This window comes from Lysobacterales bacterium, from assembly GCA_019634735.1.
Taxonomy (GTDB): Bacteria; Pseudomonadota; Gammaproteobacteria; order Xanthomonadales; family UBA2363; genus Pseudofulvimonas.
In genome coordinates this window covers 38,941-57,196 of the sequence record JAHCAT010000002.1, presented here as the reverse complement: position 1 = coordinate 57,196, position 18,256 = coordinate 38,941, and the positions used below count along the sequence as shown (strand labels likewise).

The window sequence follows — 18,256 nt, the reverse complement described above, 5'->3', positions numbered from 1 at the left end:
CACGATGTCGCTCAATCCCGCCCAACGCGCCGCCGTCGAGCACCTCGACGGCCCCCTGCTGGTCCTGGCCGGCGCCGGCTCCGGCAAGACCCGGGTGGTCACCGAGAAGCTGGCCTGGCTGGTCGCGCGCGGCTTCCCGCCCGGCGAGCTGCTGGCGATCACCTTCACCAACAAGGCCGCCCGCGAGATGCGCGAGCGCGCCGCGGCGCGCCTGCGCGGCGACGCCGAGGCGCTGACCATCAGCACCTTCCATGCCCTGGGCCTGCGCCTGCTGCAGGCCGAGGCGCGCTTCGCCGGGCTGCGCCCGGGCTTCACCGTGCTCGACGCCGACGACAGCCTGAAGGCGCTGAAGGAACTGGCGCCGGCCGGGATCAGCCCGGACAACCTGTACTGGCTGCGCCAGACCGTCTCGACGCTCAAGAACGCTGGCATGGACCCGGCGCAGGCCCTGCAGGCGGTGGCCAGCCCGCGCGAGCTGCAGGCCGCCGAGCTGTACGCCGCCTACCAGAAGCGCATGACCGCCTGGAACGCGGTCGATTTCGACGACCTGATCCGCCTGCCGCTGGCGGCGCTGGAGTCGGACGACGGCCTGCGCGGCCGCTGGCAGCGGCGCTGGCGCTACCTGATGGTCGACGAGTACCAGGACACCAACGGCGCGCAGTACCGCCTGCTCAAGGCGCTGGCCGGCGAGCGCGGCGCGTTCACCGCGGTCGGCGACGACGACCAGTCGATCTACGCCTGGCGCGGCGCCGACCCGGCCAACCTGGCGCGCCTGGCGCAGGACTGGCCGGCCCTGCGCATCGTCAAGCTGGAACAGAACTACCGCTGCGCCGGCCGCATCCTGCGCGCCGCCAACGCGCTGATCGCCAACAACCCCAGGCCGCACCCGAAGACGCTGTGGAGCGCCCTGCCGGACGGCCCGCCGATCCGCGTGCTGGCCTGCCGCGACAACGAGCACGAGGCCCAGCGCGTGGTCGCCGAACTGGTCGGCCGTCGGCAGTCCAGTGGCTGCCGCTGGAGCGACTGCGCGGTGCTGTACCGGGGCAACCACCAGGCGCGCGCCCTCGAGCAGGCGCTGCGCCTGGCCGCCATCCCCTACCAGATCGCCGGCGGCGACTCGCTGTTCGACTGCGCCGAGGTCAAGGACGCGCTGGCCTACCTGCGCCTGGTCGCCAACCCCAGCGACGATGGCGCCTTCCTGCGCATCGTCAACGTGCCGCGCCGGGAGATCGGCGCCACCACCCTGGAGCGGCTCGGCGAGCTGGCCGGCCGCGTGAACCTCTCGCTGGCCCAGACCGCCGGCCAGGACGCCGCGCTGGCGGCCCTGCCGGCGCGCGCCTCGGCGGGGCTGGCGGCGTTCGAGCAGCAGCTCGGCCAGTGGCGAAGGCGGGCCGCCAGCGAACCGGCCGACAGCCTGCTGGCGCGGATCCTCGAGGAGGTCGACTATGCCGGGCACATCGAGCGCAGCGACAAGAACCCGGACCAGCGGCAACGCCGGCTGCGCAACCTCGACGCCCTGCGCCAGATCCTGGCCGGCTTCGCGCGCCACGGCCGCGGCGGCCTGGCCGAGCTCACCCAGGCGGTCAGCCTGCTCAGCGAGCGCGACCAGGCCGACCAGGACGCGGTCCGCCTGATGACCGTGCATTCGGCCAAGGGCCTGGAATTCCGCAACGTCGCCATCGTCGGCCTGGAGGACGGCACCTTCCCGCACGACGCCGCCCAGGACGAGGGCCGCGTCGACGAGGAGCGCCGGCTGTTCTACGTCGCCCTGACCCGGGCCAAGGAGTGGCTGCTGCTGAGCCATTCGTTGCGCCGGCGCCGCTACGGCAGCATCGAGGCCTGCACGCCCAGCCGCTTCCTGGACGAGCTGCCGGCCGCGGAACTGCATCGCGAAGGCGAGGATCCGGACCGCGATGCCGTCCACTCCCGGCAGCTTGCGCGAAACCACCTGGACCGTCTGGCGGCCCTGCTCGGCGACTGAGCCGCCGCCGGCCAGGAAGCGGCGACCGGAAATCCAGCCAGGGGCCTGCGGGTCGCCCGCGCCCGGCGTCGCGCGGATACGCCGGGGCCGCTCAGGGCGCCTCGTCGCGCCCGATGTCGTAGCCGGGCGACAGCCAGAAGGGAATCAGGAAACTGCGCTCGCGCGATGCCCCCGTTGTCCCGGCCCCGGCGTTCCAGACCAGGCGCAGGTCGTGCCGGCCCGGCGCCAGCCCGGCCATCGACAGGTAGCCCTGCAGGCCGCGCAGGCCGAGGTCGCGGCGCTCGGCGGGCAGGAAGGTCCCGAGGTCGACCGGGGCACCGTCCAGGGTCACGGTCCACAGGCCGGCCAGGCAGGCCAGCCGCGCGGTGCGTGCGGCGCCGGCGCCGGCGTCGTCGCCGGTCGGCGCCGGGCAACGACTGGCCAGCAACGGGTTGTCGCGCGCCGGCAGGTGCGGGATGAACAGGCGCAGATGCGCCCGGCCGACCTGGTCGGAGGGGATCATCGGCCAGCGCAGCAGGCGGTCGCCCGGACCGCGCTGGTCCTCGTAGTGGGCGCTGGCCATGCCGTGCTCGACCGCGTCGGTGTCGATCGCCTCGTAGGCGCCGATCACGGTAAAGGCGCGCGAGCCGACGACATGGCCGATGCCGACCAGGGACGCTACGAACATGATGACGAACAGCGCGGCCACGAAGGCCCGCCCCGAGGTGTTGCTGTGCAGGGTGAGCTGAACCGGCAGGATCAGGCGCTGCGGCAGCAGCCAGCCGTAGAAGGCCAGCAGGCGCTCGACCAGGCGCCGCAGCCAGGGCAGCTGCGCCAGCGCCGGGCGGCGCCGCACCAGCACCGCGTCGACCAGGGCGCTGACCGTCACCGCGCTCATCACCAGTACGTAGAGGCCGAACGCCACCAGCAGGGCGGTGGATTCGCCCGCGCCGCTGGCCAGGCCGAACAGCCAGGCCAGCCCGAGCACCGCGATCAGCGCCACGCCCGACCACAGGATCAGCAGGCCGATCAGGGTGACCATCGCGAACAGCACCGAGGCGGCACGGTCGGCGCGGTCGATGGCGGACATCAGGTCGGGCAGCCGGGCGCGGTAGTAATCGCGCGCGATCGGGCCCAGGGTCCCGATGCGCTCCCAGCGGATGCCCTCGGGAAAGCAGGCCTTCAGTCCGATCAGGCCCACCCAGTAGCCGCGCACCGCCAGGTGCACGATGAAGGCACCGGCCAGGGTGTAGCACAGGCCAGCACCGATCATGTAGCCGAACATCAGCACGAACTGGCCGAAGCTTCCGGCGTGCACGTCGGCCTGCGCCCAGGCCTCGAACAGCCGCGACGGCACCGCCAGCAGCGCGAAGGCGATCAGGCCGGAGATGATCAGCTCCAGCTCGTCGGTGCGCTCGCGCAGGCGTTCGAAGGCGATCCGCGGCGCTGACGCCGCACCTTCCGCGTCGCCCCGCCCCGACCGATCGGATTCCGGTGTGCTGTCCGCCATGGTGCGCCGCCCCCTGCGTGAGGACGGCATGGTCGCACGGCGGCCACGGAAACCGAACCGGCACGGCTGCGGGAGCAGCCGCGCCGGGGACCGGGCTACCGGCTCATCGCGGCACCCGGTCGACCTGCTGCAACCGCCCGTCGACGAACACCGCCAGGCGCATAAAGCGTGAGCCGGGCAGGCGGTACCGCCACTCCTCCCGCCGCGCCGGCCGGATCAGGGCATTGCCGGCACCGTCGCGCAGCACCGTGTCTTCGTAGCGGTGGCTGCGCCCCTCGGGGGACCCGCAGCGCAGGAACACCTCGCCCGGCGTCAGGCCCGGGCGCAGGGCGGCGTCGCTGCAGGCGTCGCCGACCGAGTGGCTGCCGTAGCCTGCGGTGTCCAGCCGCACCAGGCGACCATCGGCGAACAGCAGCCGGCGCACCAGGCTGCGCGGACCGAAGTTGTAGTACCACTCCTCGAAGACGCGCTCGACGCGCTGCTCCAACGGCCCGTACTGGCCACGCACCTCGAGCTCGCTGTAGCTGCCGACGTAGAACGGTTCGCCGCAGCGCTCACGCACCTGGAAATCGCGGTCGCCGGTGGTCACCACGCGGTTGCCGCAGCGCATGGCGGAAGCCTCCGCGGCAGCCAGGGACAGCAGCACCAGCAGGACGGTACGCAGGCTCACGGCGGGTCTCCTTCCTGCCAGACCGGTGCAGGGTAGCTGCAGCGGCATGAATGGCAGGCAGCGGGGCGCGCGCGGCCCGGGAACCGATGTTGCATTGCGGTAGAGTAGACCGCCTATGGATGCCCTTGCCCCTGGCCGCACACGCCTGCCCGACCTGTTGCGGCCCTTCCGGTTCCTGCTGCGGCTGCCGCTGCTGGTCCTGCTGATCGTCGTCGGCCTGCTGCTCACCCTGGTGGTGTCCAATCCGGTCACCGGCAAGCGCGGCCTGCTGCCTCTGGCCTGGTGGGAACCGCTGGTGCACCTGTGGTCGCGCTCGATGCTGCGGCTGTTCGGCTTCCGCACCCGGGTGTTCGGGCAGGCCCAGGCCGACCCGGTGCTGTTCGTGGCCAACCACGTATCCTGGCTGGACATCGAGACCCTGCACGCGGTGCGCGGCGCCAGCTTCGTGGCCAAGGCCGAGATCGCCCGCTGGCCGCTGGTCGGCTGGCTGGCCGCCCAGGCCGGCACCATCTTCCACCAGCGCGGCGACACCGCCTCGCTGGCACGGGTCATGGACGTGATGCGCCAGCGCCTGGCCACCGGCCAGTCGGTGGTCGTGTTTCCGGAAGGCGGAACGGGCCGGGGCGACCATGTCCGGGCCTTCCACGCCCGCATCTTCCAGGTGGCCCTGGACACCGGCGTGCCGGTGCAGCCGGTGGCCCTGCGCTATGGCCGCGACGGCCGCATGGACCTGTCGGTGCCGTTCCAGCCGGGCGAGAAATTCCTGCCCAATGCGCTGCGCCTGCTCGGGCAGCGCGCCATGGATGCCGAGATCCACTTCCTGCCGGTGCTGTCCGCCGCCGATGCCGGCGACGGCCGCCGCCGGCTGGCCGAAGAGTCCCGCGCACGCATCGCGGCGGCGCTCTACGGCGACCCGGGCGACGGCCGTGGAAACGGCTGACTTCCGCCCTGCCCGCTGGCTGGGCAATCCGCACCTGCAATCGGTGCTGGCCAGCCACCGCGTGCGCCGCTGGCTGCGCGGCGCCGATCTGGCCGACCTGCAGCGGCGCGCCCAACACGTGGTCCTGGACTGCGGCGACGGCGTCCGCCTGCAGGGCTGGCACAACACCGCACCCGGGGACACGCCGGCACGCGGTCTGGTGGTCCTGCTGCACGGCTGGGAGGGCAGCGCCCAGTCCAGCTACCTGTGCAATGCCGCCCTGACGCTGGGGCGCAAGGGCTTCGACGTGTTCCGCCTGGAGTTCCGCGACCACGGCGAGGGCCAGCATCTCAATCCCGGGCTGTTCCATTCCTGTCGCATCGACGAGGTGGTCGGCGCGGTCGGGGCGGTCGCCGCGCGCTGGCCGACCCGTCCGCTGCTGCTGGCCGGCTTCTCGCTTGGCGGCAATTTCGCCCTGCGCGTCGCCCTGCGCGCGCCCGCTGCCGGTATCGAACTTGCCCATGTCCTTGCGGTGTGCCCGGCGATCGACCCGGCCAACGTGCTGGTGGCGATGGAACGCGCCCCCTGGTTCTACCAGCAGTACTTCCTGCTCAAGTGGCGGCGCTCGCTGGCGCTCAAGCAGGCCGCCTTCCCTGATCTCTACGACTTCGGGCCGTGGATGCGCGGCCTGCGCCTGCGCGCGATGACCCGGGAGCTGATCGTCCGCTACAGCGAGTTCGATTCGCTCGAGGCCTACCTGGACGGCTACTCCATCGCCCACGACCGCCTGGCCGGCCTGACCGTGCCGGTGACCGTGCTGACCAGCGCCGACGATCCGATCATCCCGGTCTCCGACTTCCAGGCCCTGCGTCTGCCCGACAACGCCCGCCTGCACATCGTCGGCACCGGCGGCCACTGCGGCTTCCTGGAGAACTGGCGACTGGAGAGCTGGGCCGAGCGCTTCCTGCTGGCCACCTTCGAGGCCGCCGCGCCGCCCGTCGCAGCGCCCTGAGCGGGCTCGACCCGGCCGGCCGGCACGACCCGGCCTTGTCTCGATGTTACCCTTTGCGGCGTTTCGGATAATCCGGTGCCCCATGTCCTGGCTGATGCGATCGCTCCTGACGCTGCTTCTTGCCTGCTGGCTGCCCGAAGCGGCATGCCAGGACTGGCAGGCGACCGGTCCGGAGGGCGGCCAGGTGGCCGAGGTGAACATTCCCGATCCGCTTGGAAGCCGGGTGTACGCCCTGGGCGGCAATGGCATGGTGTACCGCAGCGACGATCGCGGCGACACCTGGCGCCACCTGCCGATCGTCGTCGACGACCGGCTGTTCTGGACCGCCGACATCGCCACCAGTGGGGCTGATCCGGATGTGATCGTGGCGCTCCATTCGAGCGGGGTGATGCGCTCCGCCGATGCCGGCGCCAGCTGGACCGCGCTGGCCGCACACGACGACATGCACGGCGCAGCCTGGCTCGCCGGCTATACCGCGGTCGCGGTCGACCCGCACGATGCCCGACACATCATGGTGTTCCGGAACGTCGTCCTTCAGGGCGCGCTCGATGCCTGGGTATGGCGCAGCGGGGATGCCGGCGCAAGCGGCGAGCACCGGGTGGTGCCGAGGACCTGCGGACCGTTCGACCCGCCCAGGCGCGGCTTCCAGGACCGTGTCTACGCAGCGGCCTTCCTGGGCGGCGAGCCGCGCTTCCTGCATTTCCATGGCTGCCAGGCGAACCCCCAGCCGAACCCCTGGCTCAGGCACCTTGAGCACGAAGGGGCCACCGCCTTGCCTGGCCCGTCCACCCATGCCACCGCCGGCGACCTTGCACTGCACGCAGGCAAGGTGCTCGTTCGCAGCCATCGCCGCATCGTGCGCGTGGACGGCTACGGTGATCTGCACACGCCGAATGCCTACCGCGTGCTGCGTGAGGGCGCCTTTGCACTTGCCGCGCTACCGGACGGCAGCCTGGTGTCGAGCGAGTCGACGGGCCTGCACCGGTCCACCGATGGCGGCCAGAGCTGGCAGGCATTGGCCGGCAGTGCCGGCCTGCCCGGAGGCGTCATCGCCGCCTTTTCCCAACCCGCTCGCTGGCTGGCCGCCTCGATCGAGGGCATCCAGGCCTCCGCCGACGGCGGGATTGGCTGGACATCCGCCTCCCGTGGCCTGCATGGCACCGTGGTGAGTGCCCTGCTGCTCGACCCCGAACACGGCCGCCGCCTGTGGGCCGGCACCGGCCTGGCGGCCGGCAAGGAGTTCAGCCGCGCGCATCCGGTTCCCGTGCACCGCAGCGAGGATGGTGGAATGCAATGGTCGGCGGCCGCCGGCGCGCCCCACGCCATGCTGGTCGGCAGCCTGACCCTGGCGCCCACCAGCCAGGGCGGCGGCGTCCTGGTCGCGGCCGGGTCGGGATGCCCGGAATCGTTCGGCCAGACCTGCACCTGGACATCCCATTTCGGCCAGAACCTGATGCGCAGCACCGACGGGGGTCGCCAATGGCAGGCGACCGGCGCCGGTCTCGACCAGACCGTGCAGATCGCCGGGCTTGCCGCGTCCACGCAGGCCGGTGCACCGGCGGTGCTGATCGCCAGCCTGGACGGCACCTTCTCCGAAGACCGCGTGGTGGCGCGCAGCGTCGATGGCGGCCAGTCCTGGACCGGAGCGACGATCGACGGTCTGCTGCCGCGCACCGGCCAGGCCCGGACCCGGGGGCTGGCCGTCGCGCCCTCCCTCCAGACGCGTGTCTACATGGCCTACACCGGCGTGGAGCGGGGCGGCGTGTTGCGCAGCGACGATGCCGGACGCACCTGGCAGGACGCATCGACCGGCATTCCATCGGCGCCGCAGGGCAGTCTGCGGGGCGCGTACGCCGTCGCCGTGCATCCCCACGACCCCGACAGCGTATGGGCGATCGCACTGCTGGCGGGCACCGAGGGCGAGCCGGCCCGGAACGCCGTGTTCGCCAGTCGGGATGGCGGTTCCACCTGGCAACCCTCGGGCGCCCTGCCGACTGGCCCGTGGTTGCGCGTCCTCCGTGTCGATCCCGCCGACCCGCGCCGCCTGTACGCGGGCGGCGACGGCGGCGTGTTCCGCAGCATCGACGGCGGCGACGGCTGGCACCGCCTGGGCCGGATCCTGCCGGCGGTGTACGCCCTGGAAGTCGGCAGCGACGCGATCCACGCCGGCACCGCCACCGGTGTCCACCGCTACGCCACCGCCGCCCCATCCCGCCCCGCACCCTGCCTGCGCCGCACGCCCCGGGGGCAGTGGTGTGGCGAAGCCCTTGCCCCATGACGCCCCACCCGCAGCACGCCGACGGTCGGTGGGCGCGCAAGCTCCGAGGCCGATGCATCGTGAGAAACCTGCTGCTGGCCGCCCTGCTGGCGCCGATCCTGACCGCCGCACCGGTCCATGGCCAGGACTGGACCCTTATCGGCCCCGACGGCGGACGCCCCGAATCGCTGCACGTGCCCGATCCGAACGGCCAGGTCGCCTATGCGCTGGCCCAGACCGGCCTGTTCCGCAGCGACGACCGCGCCCGGCAATGGTCGCGCCTGCGCCTGCCCGGGTCCGCATCGCCACCAGGCCGGCTGATGCAGGTCGCGACCTCCAGTCGCGATCCGGCCCTGGTTCTGCTCACCGACGGCACCCGCGTCTACCGGTCGGGCGACGGCGGCGGCGCGTGGACCCAGGTGCAGCTCCCCGAAGCGGCGTTTCCTGGCCTGTCCCAGCTGTTCATCGCCGCCATCGCCGTCGATGCCGAAGCGCCCGGGCGCATCGCCGTGTTCCGGGTGATGCGTCGGTCGGGCAGCAGCAACCAGCGGGAGACCTGGCTTTGGCTGCGCTCCGCCAGTGGCGCCACCGAGGTGGACGAGCGCCTGCCGTCGCGCGCGCCGCACTGCGGCCCGCCTGTGCCGAACGCCTGGGAGGACGTCACCAGTGCGGCCTTCGCCCAGGGCACGCTGTACTACACGCACCTGTACGACTGCCGGGTCGCCGGAATCCATTTCCCGCCCGCCGAGGACGGCCCGGCGCTGCGCCTGCACCAGTGGAACGGCGAACTGTCGCTGCGTCTGTCCGGCGAAATGCCCGGCTCGGGGCTGCGGGCATCCAGCGACCTGCTGGTGCAGGACGGCGACCTGTTCGTGCGCGGTCAGCGCCACGCCTGGCGCATGGCGCGCTCGGGGCAGGACGCCGTGGCGATCGCCGACGATGCCCGCGGATTGCGTCTCCCCGGCGACGGCAGTGTGGTCCGGCTGACCGGGGACGCCGCCCTGCGCAGCACCGACCGTGGCCAGACCTGGGCACGCATCGACACCGCAACCGCCGGCCTGGACGGCGTCGCCGGCGCCCGGCCCTGGCTGGTGGCGGGGTTCACGCAGCCGACCGCCTGGCTGCTCGGCAACGACGACGGCTTGTTCCACGCCCCCGGCGCCGACACAGCCTGGCAGCGCAACGAGGCCGGCATCGGCTGGAGCGCGATCCGGGCGCTGACGGTGCATCCGGCCGAGCCCCAGCGGATCTGGGCCGGTGCGGGCGAATCGATATTCACGCTGGGCGAAAGGGTTGCCCCGCATGGCCGGGTCGCCTGGCACAGCAGCGATGGTGGCGCGAGCTGGCGCACCGGCGACCTGCACAGGCGCGCCGCCCACCTGCGTGCGCTCGCCGTCGACGCCGACCCGGCGCTGCCGGGCCCGGGTGTGGTGCTGTATGCGGCCGGTGCCGGCTGCCCCAACGTGCCCTTCTGCGTGTCCGGCATGATCCCCGGCATGGGGTTGTTCAAGAGCGTCGATGGCGGATCGAGCTGGACGCACATGGCCGGCGATCTGTTCACTCCCGGCGGCGGCGGGCAAGTCCAGCGCAGCCTGGCCGTGGATGTCTGGCGGGGCACGCCAGCCAGCCGCCGCCTGCTGGCCACCCACACGCAGTTGCTGCATTCCATGGTGCTACGCAGCGCCGACGCCGGCAGCTCCTGGCAGGGGAACACCCAGGGTCTGCCCGGCTACCTGCCCGGCAACAGCGGGTCCGACAGCATGGACGTCCGCTTCGCCGCCAATCCGCCGGGCCGCGCCTATCTCGCAACGGTGCCGAACAGCCACCTCCCCGACCAGCCGCCAGGCCAACCGGGCGGGGTGTTCCGCAGCGATGACGCGGGCGCGAGCTGGACTCCGGCGAGCAGCGGATTGCCCAGCCACCCGGGATCGACCGTTTCCACCGGCGTCGTCGCCCTGGCCGTGGACCCTGCCAATGGCGACCGGCTGTGGGCGATCAGCAACGAGTCCGACGCCAACGGGCAGCCGGCCAACCGTGTGTTCGCCAGCGACGACGGCGGCCGAACCTGGCGACCCGCCCACGCCGGCCTGCCTCCCGGCGACCTCCGCGCGATCCTGGCCGACCCGGCGTCGCCCGGCGTGGTGCATGTCGGGGGAAACGCGGGCGTGTGGACCTCGCGCAATGGCGGGGCCGCCTGGCAGAGGCTGGGCGGCGAGCTGCCCGGCGTGGTGCTGGCACTGGCGGCCAGCCAGGACCAGGTGTTCGCCGGTGGCACCTTCGGCCTGGCGCGCCTGGGCGGCACTGCACAGCGCCCGCCGCCCTGCCTGCGCCGGACACCACGCGGCGCGTGGTGCGGGCAGTCGCTGCAACCCTGAAGCCCGCTCGCCGCCCGTGTCGACCCTTGCCGGCCGACAAGGGATGCGGCAGCGCCTCAAAAGGCCTCGTGCAGGATCCGGTAGGGCTCGGGGGCCATGCCGAGCGCCGCATAGACCGCCTGGGCGCGGGCGTTGTCGTGTTCGACGTACAGACGCAGGCCGCACACGCCAGGGCATGCGCGCGCCTCCGCGCGCACGGCGCGATACATGCGACCGAACAGGCCATGGCCACGTGCCGCCGGCGTCACGTAGACGCTCTGCAACCACCACCAGCGGCCGTTGCGCCAGTCGCTCCACTCGTAGGTGACCAGCAGGCAGGCGACCACCTGGCCATCCCACTCGGCGACGCGGTAGAAGCCGTGCTGGGGCTCGGCGAACACGGTGGCGACCCCGGCGCGCAGGGTCGCCATGTCGAGCGTGCGCTGCTCGGTCTCCCGGGCCATCGCCGCGTTGAAACCGGCGATGGCGTCGATGTCCGTCGGGACGGCGGCACGGATCGTCTCAGTGGTCATCGCCTTGCCTTGCGCCAAGCTTGCGGGTGAGCGTATTGCGGCCGATGCCCAGATGGGCGGCAGCGCGCACGCGATTGCCTTCGGTGCGTGCCAGGGCGGCGCCCAGCAGCGCCCGCTCGAAACGGTCCTGGGCACGGGTCCACAGGGTGCCGGGTTCGGCACCCTCCCACTCGCGGTCCAGCCACGCGGCAAGCGCCGCATCCCACTCGCCGGCAGCGACAGGCGTTCCCGGCAGGACCCGGTCGCGCAGCAACGGCTCCAGGTCGTCGGCGCGGATCTCGCGCCCTGGCAGCAGGGCGGTCAGCCGCCGGCACAGGTTCTCCAGTTGCCGGACGTTGCCCGGCCAGGAATAGGCGCGAAGACGCGCCATGGCATCGGGGCCGACGCGCTTGCCCAGCATGCTGAGCTCGCGTGCGGCGCGCGCCAGCAACCAGTCGGCCAGGAGAGGAATGTCCTCGATACGCTCGCGCAGCGGCGGCAGGGCCAGGCGGACCACATCGAGCCTGTGCAGCAGGTCGGCCCGGAAGGTGCCGGCCGCGACCTTGGCCTCGAGGTCCTGGTGGGTTGCGGCGATGACCCGCACGTCCATGGCGAGCAGTTCGCGACCGCCGATCCGGTAGAACTCGCCTTCCGCCAGCACGCGAAGCAGGCGGGTCTGCAAGGGCAGCGGCATGTCGCCGATCTCGTCCAGGAACAGCGTGCCGCCGGCAGCCTGCTCGAAACGGCCGACATGACGGCGGGCGGCGCCGGTGAAGCTGCCGGCCTCATGTCCGAACAGCTCGGACTCCAGCAACTCGGCCGGCAGTGCCGCGGTGTTCAGCGCCACGAACGGGCCGCCCGCGCGCGGGCTGTGGCCATGCAGCGCGCGCGCGACCAGTTCCTTTCCGGTACCGGTCTCGCCGGTCACCAGCACCGGCAGATTGAGCTGGGCGAGCCGGCCGATCGCGCGGAACACGTCGCGCATCGCCGCGCTCTCGCCGACCAGGCCGGGAGTCGCCGGCAGGTTGCCGCGCGGCACGCCGGCTCCGCCACCCAGCGCCTTGCGCACCACCGCGACCAGGGTGTCCAGATCGAACGGCTTGGCGAGATAGTCGAAAGCACCGTGGCGAAATGCGCCGGCGGTGGTGGCGACGTCGGTGTAGGCGCTCATCACGATCACCGGCAGGTCGGGGTGCCGCGCACGCGCCTGCTCGAGCACGGCCAGGCCGTCGCCCTCGGGCATGCGGACATCGGTGAGCAGGACGTCGGGGCGCTCCTGAGCCAGCGCGGATGCCAGCTGCCCGGCGTCCTCGAAGGACCTGACCGAGAGTCCGGCATCGCGCAGGCTGTCACCGACCACCAGGCGCAGCGACCGGTCGTCGTCGAGCACCCAGACCATGGCACGGCTCATCCGCCCCCTCCGTCGGCTTCACTCGCAGGAAGCGGCAACCAGACCGAGAACACGGTGGCGCCGGGTCGGCTGTCGTAGGCGATCCGGCCGCCATGTTCGGAAACGATCTCGTGGGCAAGCGCCAGGCCCAGGCCGGTGCCGCCTTCGCGACCGCTGACCAGGGGCAGGAACAGGGTGGCACGTACGGCCTCGGGGACGCCGGCACCGTCGTCCATGACGTCGACGCGCACGGCGCGACCGCGCCCGCCGGCCAGCCGCGCGGCATGCTCGGCGCGGGTGCGCAGGACGATCCGGCGGGCGCCGGCGGCCAGGGCGTTGTGCAGCAGGTTGAGCAACACCTGCACCAGCCGGTCGGGTTCGCCGGGGCAGTCGGGCAGGCTGGGATCGTAGTCCCGCTCGATGGCCGCCACCTCCGCGCCGACCAGCAGGCGCACGCGCTCGAGCAGCCCGTGGACGTTGACCTGGATGGGCGCGGCGGGCCGTGCCGGCGCGAGCAGGCGGGCGGTCAGTTCCGACAACCGGTCCACCTCCGCGACGATGATGTCGGCGTAGGCGCGCAGGTCGGGGTCGAGAACGCGCCGCGCCAGCAGCTGGGCGGCGCCCCGGAGGCCGCCCAGGGGGTTCTTCAGCTCGTGCGCCAGCGCCTGCAGGCTGGCACTGATCGGCACGCCGGTCACGGCATCGTCCTGCTGGACCTCGAGCAGGGCGCCGGGTGCCTGGCCGAGCGGGCACAACACGACGCGCAGGGGCGCCTCGCCCGGCCGCGCCGGGGGCACCAGCAGACGGACCGGCTGGCCGTCCGGGCGGACCCGCCGAAGTGCGGCACCCAGGCCCTGCCAGCACGCGGGCGCGGCCGCGCGCCCCGGGCGATCGATCGCCGGCAGCAGGTCGGACAGCGCCGGATTCGCCCAGGCCAGTCGGGCGCCGGCATCCAGGTAGCCGACACCGGTGGCCAGCAGCTCGAGCACCGGCAGGGCATCGAGCAGCTCGTCAGGCAGGCCGCTGCCGCAGGAAACCCCGGGGTCCTGCGCCATGGTCCGATCAGTCGCTGACAGGAGACGGCTCCAGACGGGCCAGCCCGGTGCCGTCGGCGGCGAGCAGCACGAGCTCGCTCCCTTCGCGCCGCCATGCCGCGACGCGACCGAGCATCTGCAGGAAGGCGACCTCCTGAGCCATCACCGCCTCGTCCATGCAGGCCATCTTGGTCGCCGCGGCCGGGCCGAAACGCAGGCCGTCGGGCGGCAGCCACTGCGCCTGACTGCTGTAGCGGTTGCAGCCGGCATGTCCGGCAACGCGCCCGTCGCTCAGGAACTCGAGGGTGGGGCCGCGGGCGTCGGCGCCGGCTCCGGCCAGGCGCCAGGCCCCGGTCGGCGCCTCCTCGCGGACGCCGCTGGCGCTGCAGGCACCGAGCGCCAGAGCCAGGGGCAGCGCAGCCTTCGCGCGGAAGAGGCGATGTCGAGGGTTCTCGCGTGACATGGCAGGCTCCGGATGCGGCGGTCGGCGCCCGTGACCGGCGCCTTCGTCATCCTAGCCGGGAAGCCGCCTGCCTGTGCGGTCCGGGAGCAGCGCAGGGCCGCACCCTGGGCCACCGGAACGGTCCGGTCAACGCACGTGCAGGAAGGCGTGTCCGCCGATCACCGCGACGACCCGGGCGCTGCTCCAGGCCGGATTGGCGATGTTCTGGGCGTAGAAATGGTCCGCGTCGGGAACCACCAGCTGGCGCTGCGTCGGTGGCAGCGCCCAGTTGGCCATGGCATCGCCGGCGATGCGCCAGGCGCGCCCCCAGGCGTTGGCGTTGCGCAGCGTGTAGCGCGGATTGACCAGGGAGGGAGCGAACTGCCCTCGGGCGTTGACGACCGCGCACACCGAATCGCCCCAGCGGCCGGCCTCGAGTCGACGCATCGCCACTTCAGCGACTGCCCGCTGACCCAGCACCGGCTCGCTGCGTGCCTCCAGATAGACCGTGGTGGCGAGGCAGGTACGGTCGGCCAGCGGCTGCGGTAGCAGCGAGGCCAGCCAGAGCAACCATTCGAGTTTCATCGGATCGGACTCCTTGCAAACTGTGTCCGGCCACCAGCACCTTGTCGCTGGCGGCCGCTGTGCGGCCGGGATCCACCCGGACACAGTGCCGCCGCGACGGCGCACCGTTCCTGGTGTTTCCCCGGGAAGATCCGGTCGGAGCGACCGGGATGCGGGTCCGGGGCCGCGCGCCTGGGCTCGCGGTTGGAATCCGGACCCTGGGACCGGTGCAGCGGCGACGCGCTCCGGCCCTTGGGGCGGCGGCGGCACCCTGGGTGCGGCCGCGTCTGTGGGGTGTCGTCTTGCCGGTCGGGACATGCGGACCCGGCCGGCAAGGCAGCAGATCGGGGCGGACTATGCTGCGACGCGGCTTAATGAACCTGAAACAAGTGGCCGGAAGGCTTGACTTTACGTTCAGCCTGAACTAGCGCCCATCAACGGGTCCCGGGGTGCGGGCGCGTGGCGAGGGCATCGGAATCGCGCTGTGGTGCGGGCCACGGGCCGCAGTGGAGACGCGGTCGACACGCCGCCAGGGGTCAGCCGTGTTGCCAGGGCAGTCGGTCCAGGTCGACATTGCCGCCGGAAAGGATCAGCCCGACATGGCGACCGGCGAATCGCCCGTGCGCTCCCAGCACGGCCGCGAGGACGATCGCCGCGGAGGGCTCGACGACCAGCTTGAGTCGCTCGAACACCAGGCGCATGGCGGCGACGGTGTCGTCGTCGTCGACCAGCAGCACGTCCTCCAGATGGTCGTGCAGGACCGGGAAGGTCAGTCTGCCCAGCTCGGCGCGAAGCCCGTCGCACACGGTGTCCGCAGTCCGCCCGGTAATGCGCGTCCCGGCCCGGAGGCCGTCGTGGGCATCACTGGCGCCACGCGGTTCGGCGCCGAACAGGCGCAGCCCCGGTCGCAGGCCGTGGCCCGCGAGGCAGGCCCCCGAGAGGAGCCCACCGCCGCTGACCGGCGTGATGAGGGTGTCGATCTCCGGCACCTGTTCCAGCAGCTCCAGCGTTGCCGTACCCTGCCCGGCGATCACCCGACCGTCGTCGAATGGATGCACCAGGCTGCCACCGTGCTCGGCCAGCACCTGCGCAGTCACCCGGTCGCGGTCGGACTGGGCGACCTGGCAAGGAACGATGCGTGCGCCGAAAGCGGCGATCGCAGCCAGCTTGACCTTCGGCGCGTTGGCCGGCACCACCACGGTCGCGGCAATGCCGCGCTCGCGGCAGGCCAGCGCCACCGCGGCACCATGGTTGCCGGACGACTGGGTGACCACCCCGCGTGCCGCGCTGGCCGGGTCAAGCGACCACACGGCATTGCTCGCGCCCCGGAACTTGAAGGCGCCGGCGCGCTGCAGGTTCTCGCACTTGAAGTACAGCCTGCAGCCGGCGAGTTCATCGAGGGACCGCGCGGTCAGCACCGGGGTGCGACGGGCATGGGACGCGATGCGCTCGGCTGCCGCCCTGATCGCGGCAAGGTCCGGCAGGGTCTGCGGATGCATCTGCGCGCCGTCGCCGCCGGCGACAGGACGCGGCCGGCCGGAGCCGACCGCGTCCCGCACTCAGCGCTTGTCCCGCTTGCCCTGGGCGCGCCTGTTCGCCGCCCCGACATGGCCCAGGATCGCCTTGTTGCCGGCAGCTTCGGCGAAATGCCGTTCCTGGGCGACGCCCTTGGCCTTCTTGCTGACATAGCCGGTGCGCGCCTTCTTCGAACGGGACGTGCCAGGCGGCTCGATGGGCACCGGCGCCTTGGGCGACAGCGAGGAAATGCCGAACAGGCCAGGCGCCGGACCGGTGGCCGGATTGCCCGCGCTCGACTTCTGGGCGCCACCGCGGACAGCGTTGCCGGCCGTCTTCTTGGCTGTCGTCTTCTTGGCCGTGGCCTTCGTTGCCGTAGTCTTCTTGGCCGTGGCCTTCTTGGCCGTGGCCTTCTTGGCCGTGGCCTTCTTGGCCGTGGCCTTCTTGGCCGTGGCCTTCTTGGTCGTAGTCTTCTTGGCCGCCACCTTCTTCGTCGACGCCTTCTTGGCCGGGGCCTTGCCGGCTGCGGTCTTAGTGGCCGCCGTCTTCTTGGCGACCTTCTTTGCGGTCGCCTTCTTCACCTCGGTGCGATTCGCCTTGCGCACCTTGGCGCGCTCGGCCTTGTGGGTTTTCGTGCGATCGGACGTACGGGTTGCCTTGCTGGCAGCCGCCCCCTTCGCCTCGGCCTTGGCCTGCGCGGCCTGCAGGCGTTCAAGCACCTCGTCCAGGATGTGCGCCTTCTGCTGGCTGCGCTGGTTGGCCACGCCGCTGGCCCCGGACTTGCTGCCTGTCTCGCTGCGGCTACCCAGGCGCTGGCGCTTGAACTGGTCGCGCGCCTTGTCGCGCAAGGTACGCGCGCGATCGACCTTGGCCTTGAGCTGGGCGCCGGTCAGCGTACGGGCCTTGGCCGGGGCGCTGGCGTCGAACAGGTCGAGCTCGGCCTTGGTGAGCAGTTTGGCGGCCTGGGTTCGGTTGGTCGGCATCGGGAACTCCTTCATTGGAATGGCCTGCCCCGGCGTCGGGCAGGTCGTCTTGCGGGCAGATGGACGCCGATCCCTGGCGTCCTGCTGTTGGCCGGCCCCGGAACGGAACCGGATCGCGGGCGTGCGATGCCGTTCAGTCGTCGCCGCCCAGGAAGGACATCAGGTTCAGAAGGTGCGAGAACAGCACGACGATGTTGGCGAACAGGGACACCGTGATGTAGACCGGATTGGCGCCCGGCTCGTGGATCATGCGGCCGGTGTCGTACAGGATGAAACCGCTCATCAGCAGCACGGCCAGACCGGAGATCACCACGGACAGCATCGGCAGCTTGAACACCAGCAACGCGACGATGCCGAGCAGCACCACGATCACGCCGGCCACCAGGAAGCTGCGCAGGAAACCGAAATCGCGGCGGCTGACCAGGGCGTAGCCGGAAAGGCCTGCGAACAGCACGGCGGTCGCCGTCAGGGCATTGCCGACGATCGCGGCGCCTCCGGGTATCGACAGATAGGCGGCGATCATCGGGCTGAGCAGGAAACCGACCAGACCCGCCCACAGGAAGGTCAGCCAGATCGCGGCATCGCCCTTGCGCGCGGCGTTGATGGCGAAGGGACCGCCGATGAACACCACCATGAACACCAGCCACATGCCCATGCTCCACGCGATGCCGCTGCGCAGCCCGAGCAGGGCGCCCACCGCGGCAACGGCCATGACCATCGCCAGCAGCAGGTAGGTGTTGCGGACCACACCTGGCAGCGCGGCATTCGCGGTGCGGGTACGGGAGGTCGGAAGTGAGGCGCTCATGCGTGACTATCCTTGGATTGTGGGTGGCGACGGCCAGGCTGCCGCCACGGATCGGGCGTGGCCCGGGTGCCTGGACGCGCCACGGCAACGCCGTCCAAGCGTGGCCGCAGCGCGCCAGCGCACCCTGGGGCACGATGCGCTACGGCGCAACCTTAAGCAAGGTGATCCCCGGGTTCAAGCGCCCCGCCGCAGGAACGGACACGCGTTTCAGGGGCCGTTGCTATAGTCGGGGTGCCCATGGCGCCGGCTTCATCGTGCCGGGGCGCACCGGCCGGTCGCAAATCGGACCACCGCGGTCGCCACGGAATCGCGAGGACGTCACGGTCGTT

The 18,256-nt window shown here is 72.2% G+C and carries 15 protein-coding genes; 5 read left to right on the top strand and 10 right to left on the bottom strand.

Annotated elements, in window-relative coordinates; translation table 11 throughout:
* Positions 1-4: 4 nt before the first annotated feature.
* A complete protein-coding gene (locus KF823_02960; protein ID MBX3724856.1) occupies positions 5-1,981 on the top strand; it encodes a UvrD-helicase domain-containing protein in 1,977 nt (658 codons plus the stop codon).
* A 91-nt stretch (positions 1,982-2,072) separates the two neighbouring features.
* Here the strand turns inward: KF823_02960 and KF823_02955 are convergent, their stop codons facing one another.
* Positions 2,073-3,470, bottom strand: a complete 1,398-nt coding sequence (locus KF823_02955) for a hypothetical protein (protein ID MBX3724855.1) — start codon at positions 3,468-3,470, stop codon at positions 2,073-2,075.
* A 103-nt stretch (positions 3,471-3,573) separates the two neighbouring features.
* Positions 3,574-4,140: a DUF2845 domain-containing protein gene (locus KF823_02950; protein MBX3724854.1), complete on the bottom strand. Its 567-nt coding sequence runs from the start codon at positions 4,138-4,140 to the stop codon at positions 3,574-3,576.
* 115 nt (positions 4,141-4,255) lie between these two features.
* On the opposite strand from KF823_02950, the gene KF823_02945 reads away from it, so the two are divergent.
* The 4 genes from KF823_02945 to KF823_02930 all read left to right on the top strand — a co-directional run bounded on the left by KF823_02945 (position 4,256) and on the right by KF823_02930 (position 10,703).
* The gene (locus tag KF823_02945) at positions 4,256-5,080 is read left to right on the top strand and encodes a 1-acyl-sn-glycerol-3-phosphate acyltransferase (protein MBX3724853.1); all 825 of its coding nucleotides are present in this window, start codon (positions 4,256-4,258) and stop codon (positions 5,078-5,080) included.
* Positions 4,983-6,071 carry an alpha/beta fold hydrolase gene (locus KF823_02940; GenBank protein ID MBX3724852.1) on the top strand — a complete coding sequence of 363 codons (1,089 nt, stop codon included), beginning with the start codon at positions 4,983-4,985 and terminating at the stop codon, positions 6,069-6,071. The genes KF823_02945 and KF823_02940 overlap by 98 nt, the downstream gene beginning before the upstream one ends.
* A gap of 94 nt (positions 6,072-6,165) precedes the next feature.
* Entirely contained in the window at positions 6,166-8,349 is a 2,184-nt protein-coding gene (locus KF823_02935) for a hypothetical protein (GenBank protein MBX3724851.1), read from the top strand.
* Positions 8,350-8,408: 59 nt separating this feature from the next.
* Entirely contained in the window at positions 8,409-10,703 is a 2,295-nt protein-coding gene (locus KF823_02930; protein MBX3724850.1) for a hypothetical protein, read from the top strand.
* A gap of 56 nt (positions 10,704-10,759) precedes the next feature.
* On the opposite strand, the gene KF823_02925 is transcribed toward KF823_02930, so the two are convergent.
* The 8 genes from KF823_02925 to KF823_02890 form a co-directional block, all read right to left on the bottom strand.
* Positions 10,760-11,215 carry a GNAT family N-acetyltransferase gene (locus KF823_02925; GenBank protein ID MBX3724849.1) on the bottom strand — a complete coding sequence of 152 codons (456 nt, stop codon included), beginning with the start codon at positions 11,213-11,215 and terminating at the stop codon, positions 10,760-10,762.
* The gene (gene ntrC / locus KF823_02920; GenBank protein MBX3724848.1) at positions 11,205-12,605 is read right to left on the bottom strand and encodes a nitrogen regulation protein NR(I); all 1,401 of its coding nucleotides are present in this window, start codon (positions 12,603-12,605) and stop codon (positions 11,205-11,207) included. Before ntrC ends, KF823_02925 begins: the two co-directional genes overlap by 11 nt.
* Positions 12,602-13,639 carry a PAS domain-containing sensor histidine kinase gene (locus tag KF823_02915; protein ID MBX3724847.1) on the bottom strand — a complete coding sequence of 346 codons (1,038 nt, stop codon included), beginning with the start codon at positions 13,637-13,639 and terminating at the stop codon, positions 12,602-12,604. The genes ntrC and KF823_02915 overlap by 4 nt, the downstream gene beginning before the upstream one ends.
* 7 nt (positions 13,640-13,646) lie before the next feature.
* The gene (locus tag KF823_02910) at positions 13,647-14,081 is read right to left on the bottom strand and encodes an META domain-containing protein (GenBank protein MBX3724846.1); all 435 of its coding nucleotides are present in this window, start codon (positions 14,079-14,081) and stop codon (positions 13,647-13,649) included.
* A gap of 126 nt (positions 14,082-14,207) precedes the next feature.
* Positions 14,208-14,645, bottom strand: coding sequence for a cell wall hydrolase (locus KF823_02905; protein ID MBX3724845.1), 438 nt, complete (start codon positions 14,643-14,645; stop codon positions 14,208-14,210).
* Positions 14,646-15,160: 515 nt separating this feature from the next.
* Positions 15,161-16,123: a pyridoxal-phosphate dependent enzyme gene (locus KF823_02900; GenBank protein ID MBX3724844.1), complete on the bottom strand. Its 963-nt coding sequence runs from the start codon at positions 16,121-16,123 to the stop codon at positions 15,161-15,163.
* 60 nt (positions 16,124-16,183) lie between these two features.
* On the bottom strand, positions 16,184-17,122 hold the full coding sequence (locus tag KF823_02895; protein ID MBX3724843.1) for a hypothetical protein: 939 nt from the start codon (positions 17,120-17,122) through the stop codon (positions 16,184-16,186).
* A gap of 133 nt (positions 17,123-17,255) precedes the next feature.
* Complete coding sequence (locus KF823_02890; GenBank protein ID MBX3724842.1) at positions 17,256-17,927, bottom strand: Bax inhibitor-1 family protein; 672 nt, start codon at positions 17,925-17,927, stop codon at positions 17,256-17,258.
* Positions 17,928-18,256: the final 329 nt, after the last annotated feature.

Bases quoted from the DNA above. Each gene is read 5' to 3' on its own strand.
- KF823_02945 (MBX3724853.1), top strand. From the start codon at position 4,256: ATGGATGCCCTTGCCCCTGGCCGCACACGCCTGCCCGACCTGTTGCGG.
- KF823_02900 (MBX3724844.1), bottom strand. From the start codon at position 16,123: ATGCATCCGCAGACCCTGCCGGACCTTGCCGCGATCAGGGCGGCAGCC.
- KF823_02910 (MBX3724846.1), bottom strand. From the start codon at position 14,081: ATGTCACGCGAGAACCCTCGACATCGCCTCTTCCGCGCGAAGGCTGCG.
- KF823_02940 (MBX3724852.1), top strand. From the start codon at position 4,983: ATGCCGGCGACGGCCGCCGCCGGCTGGCCGAAGAGTCCCGCGCACGCA.
- KF823_02905 (MBX3724845.1), bottom strand. From the start codon at position 14,645: ATGAAACTCGAATGGTTGCTCTGGCTGGCCTCGCTGCTACCGCAGCCG.
- KF823_02960 (MBX3724856.1), top strand. From the start codon at position 5: ATGTCGCTCAATCCCGCCCAACGCGCCGCCGTCGAGCACCTCGACGGC.
- KF823_02925 (MBX3724849.1), bottom strand. From the start codon at position 11,215: ATGACCACTGAGACGATCCGTGCCGCCGTCCCGACGGACATCGACGCC.
- ntrC (MBX3724848.1), bottom strand. From the start codon at position 12,605: ATGAGCCGTGCCATGGTCTGGGTGCTCGACGACGACCGGTCGCTGCGC.
- KF823_02935 (MBX3724851.1), top strand. From the start codon at position 6,166: ATGCGATCGCTCCTGACGCTGCTTCTTGCCTGCTGGCTGCCCGAAGCG.
- KF823_02895 (MBX3724843.1), bottom strand. From the start codon at position 17,122: ATGCCGACCAACCGAACCCAGGCCGCCAAACTGCTCACCAAGGCCGAG.
- KF823_02890 (MBX3724842.1), bottom strand. From the start codon at position 17,927: ATGAGCGCCTCACTTCCGACCTCCCGTACCCGCACCGCGAATGCCGCG.
- KF823_02955 (MBX3724855.1), bottom strand. From the start codon at position 3,470: ATGGCGGACAGCACACCGGAATCCGATCGGTCGGGGCGGGGCGACGCG.
- KF823_02915 (MBX3724847.1), bottom strand. From the start codon at position 13,639: ATGGCGCAGGACCCCGGGGTTTCCTGCGGCAGCGGCCTGCCTGACGAG.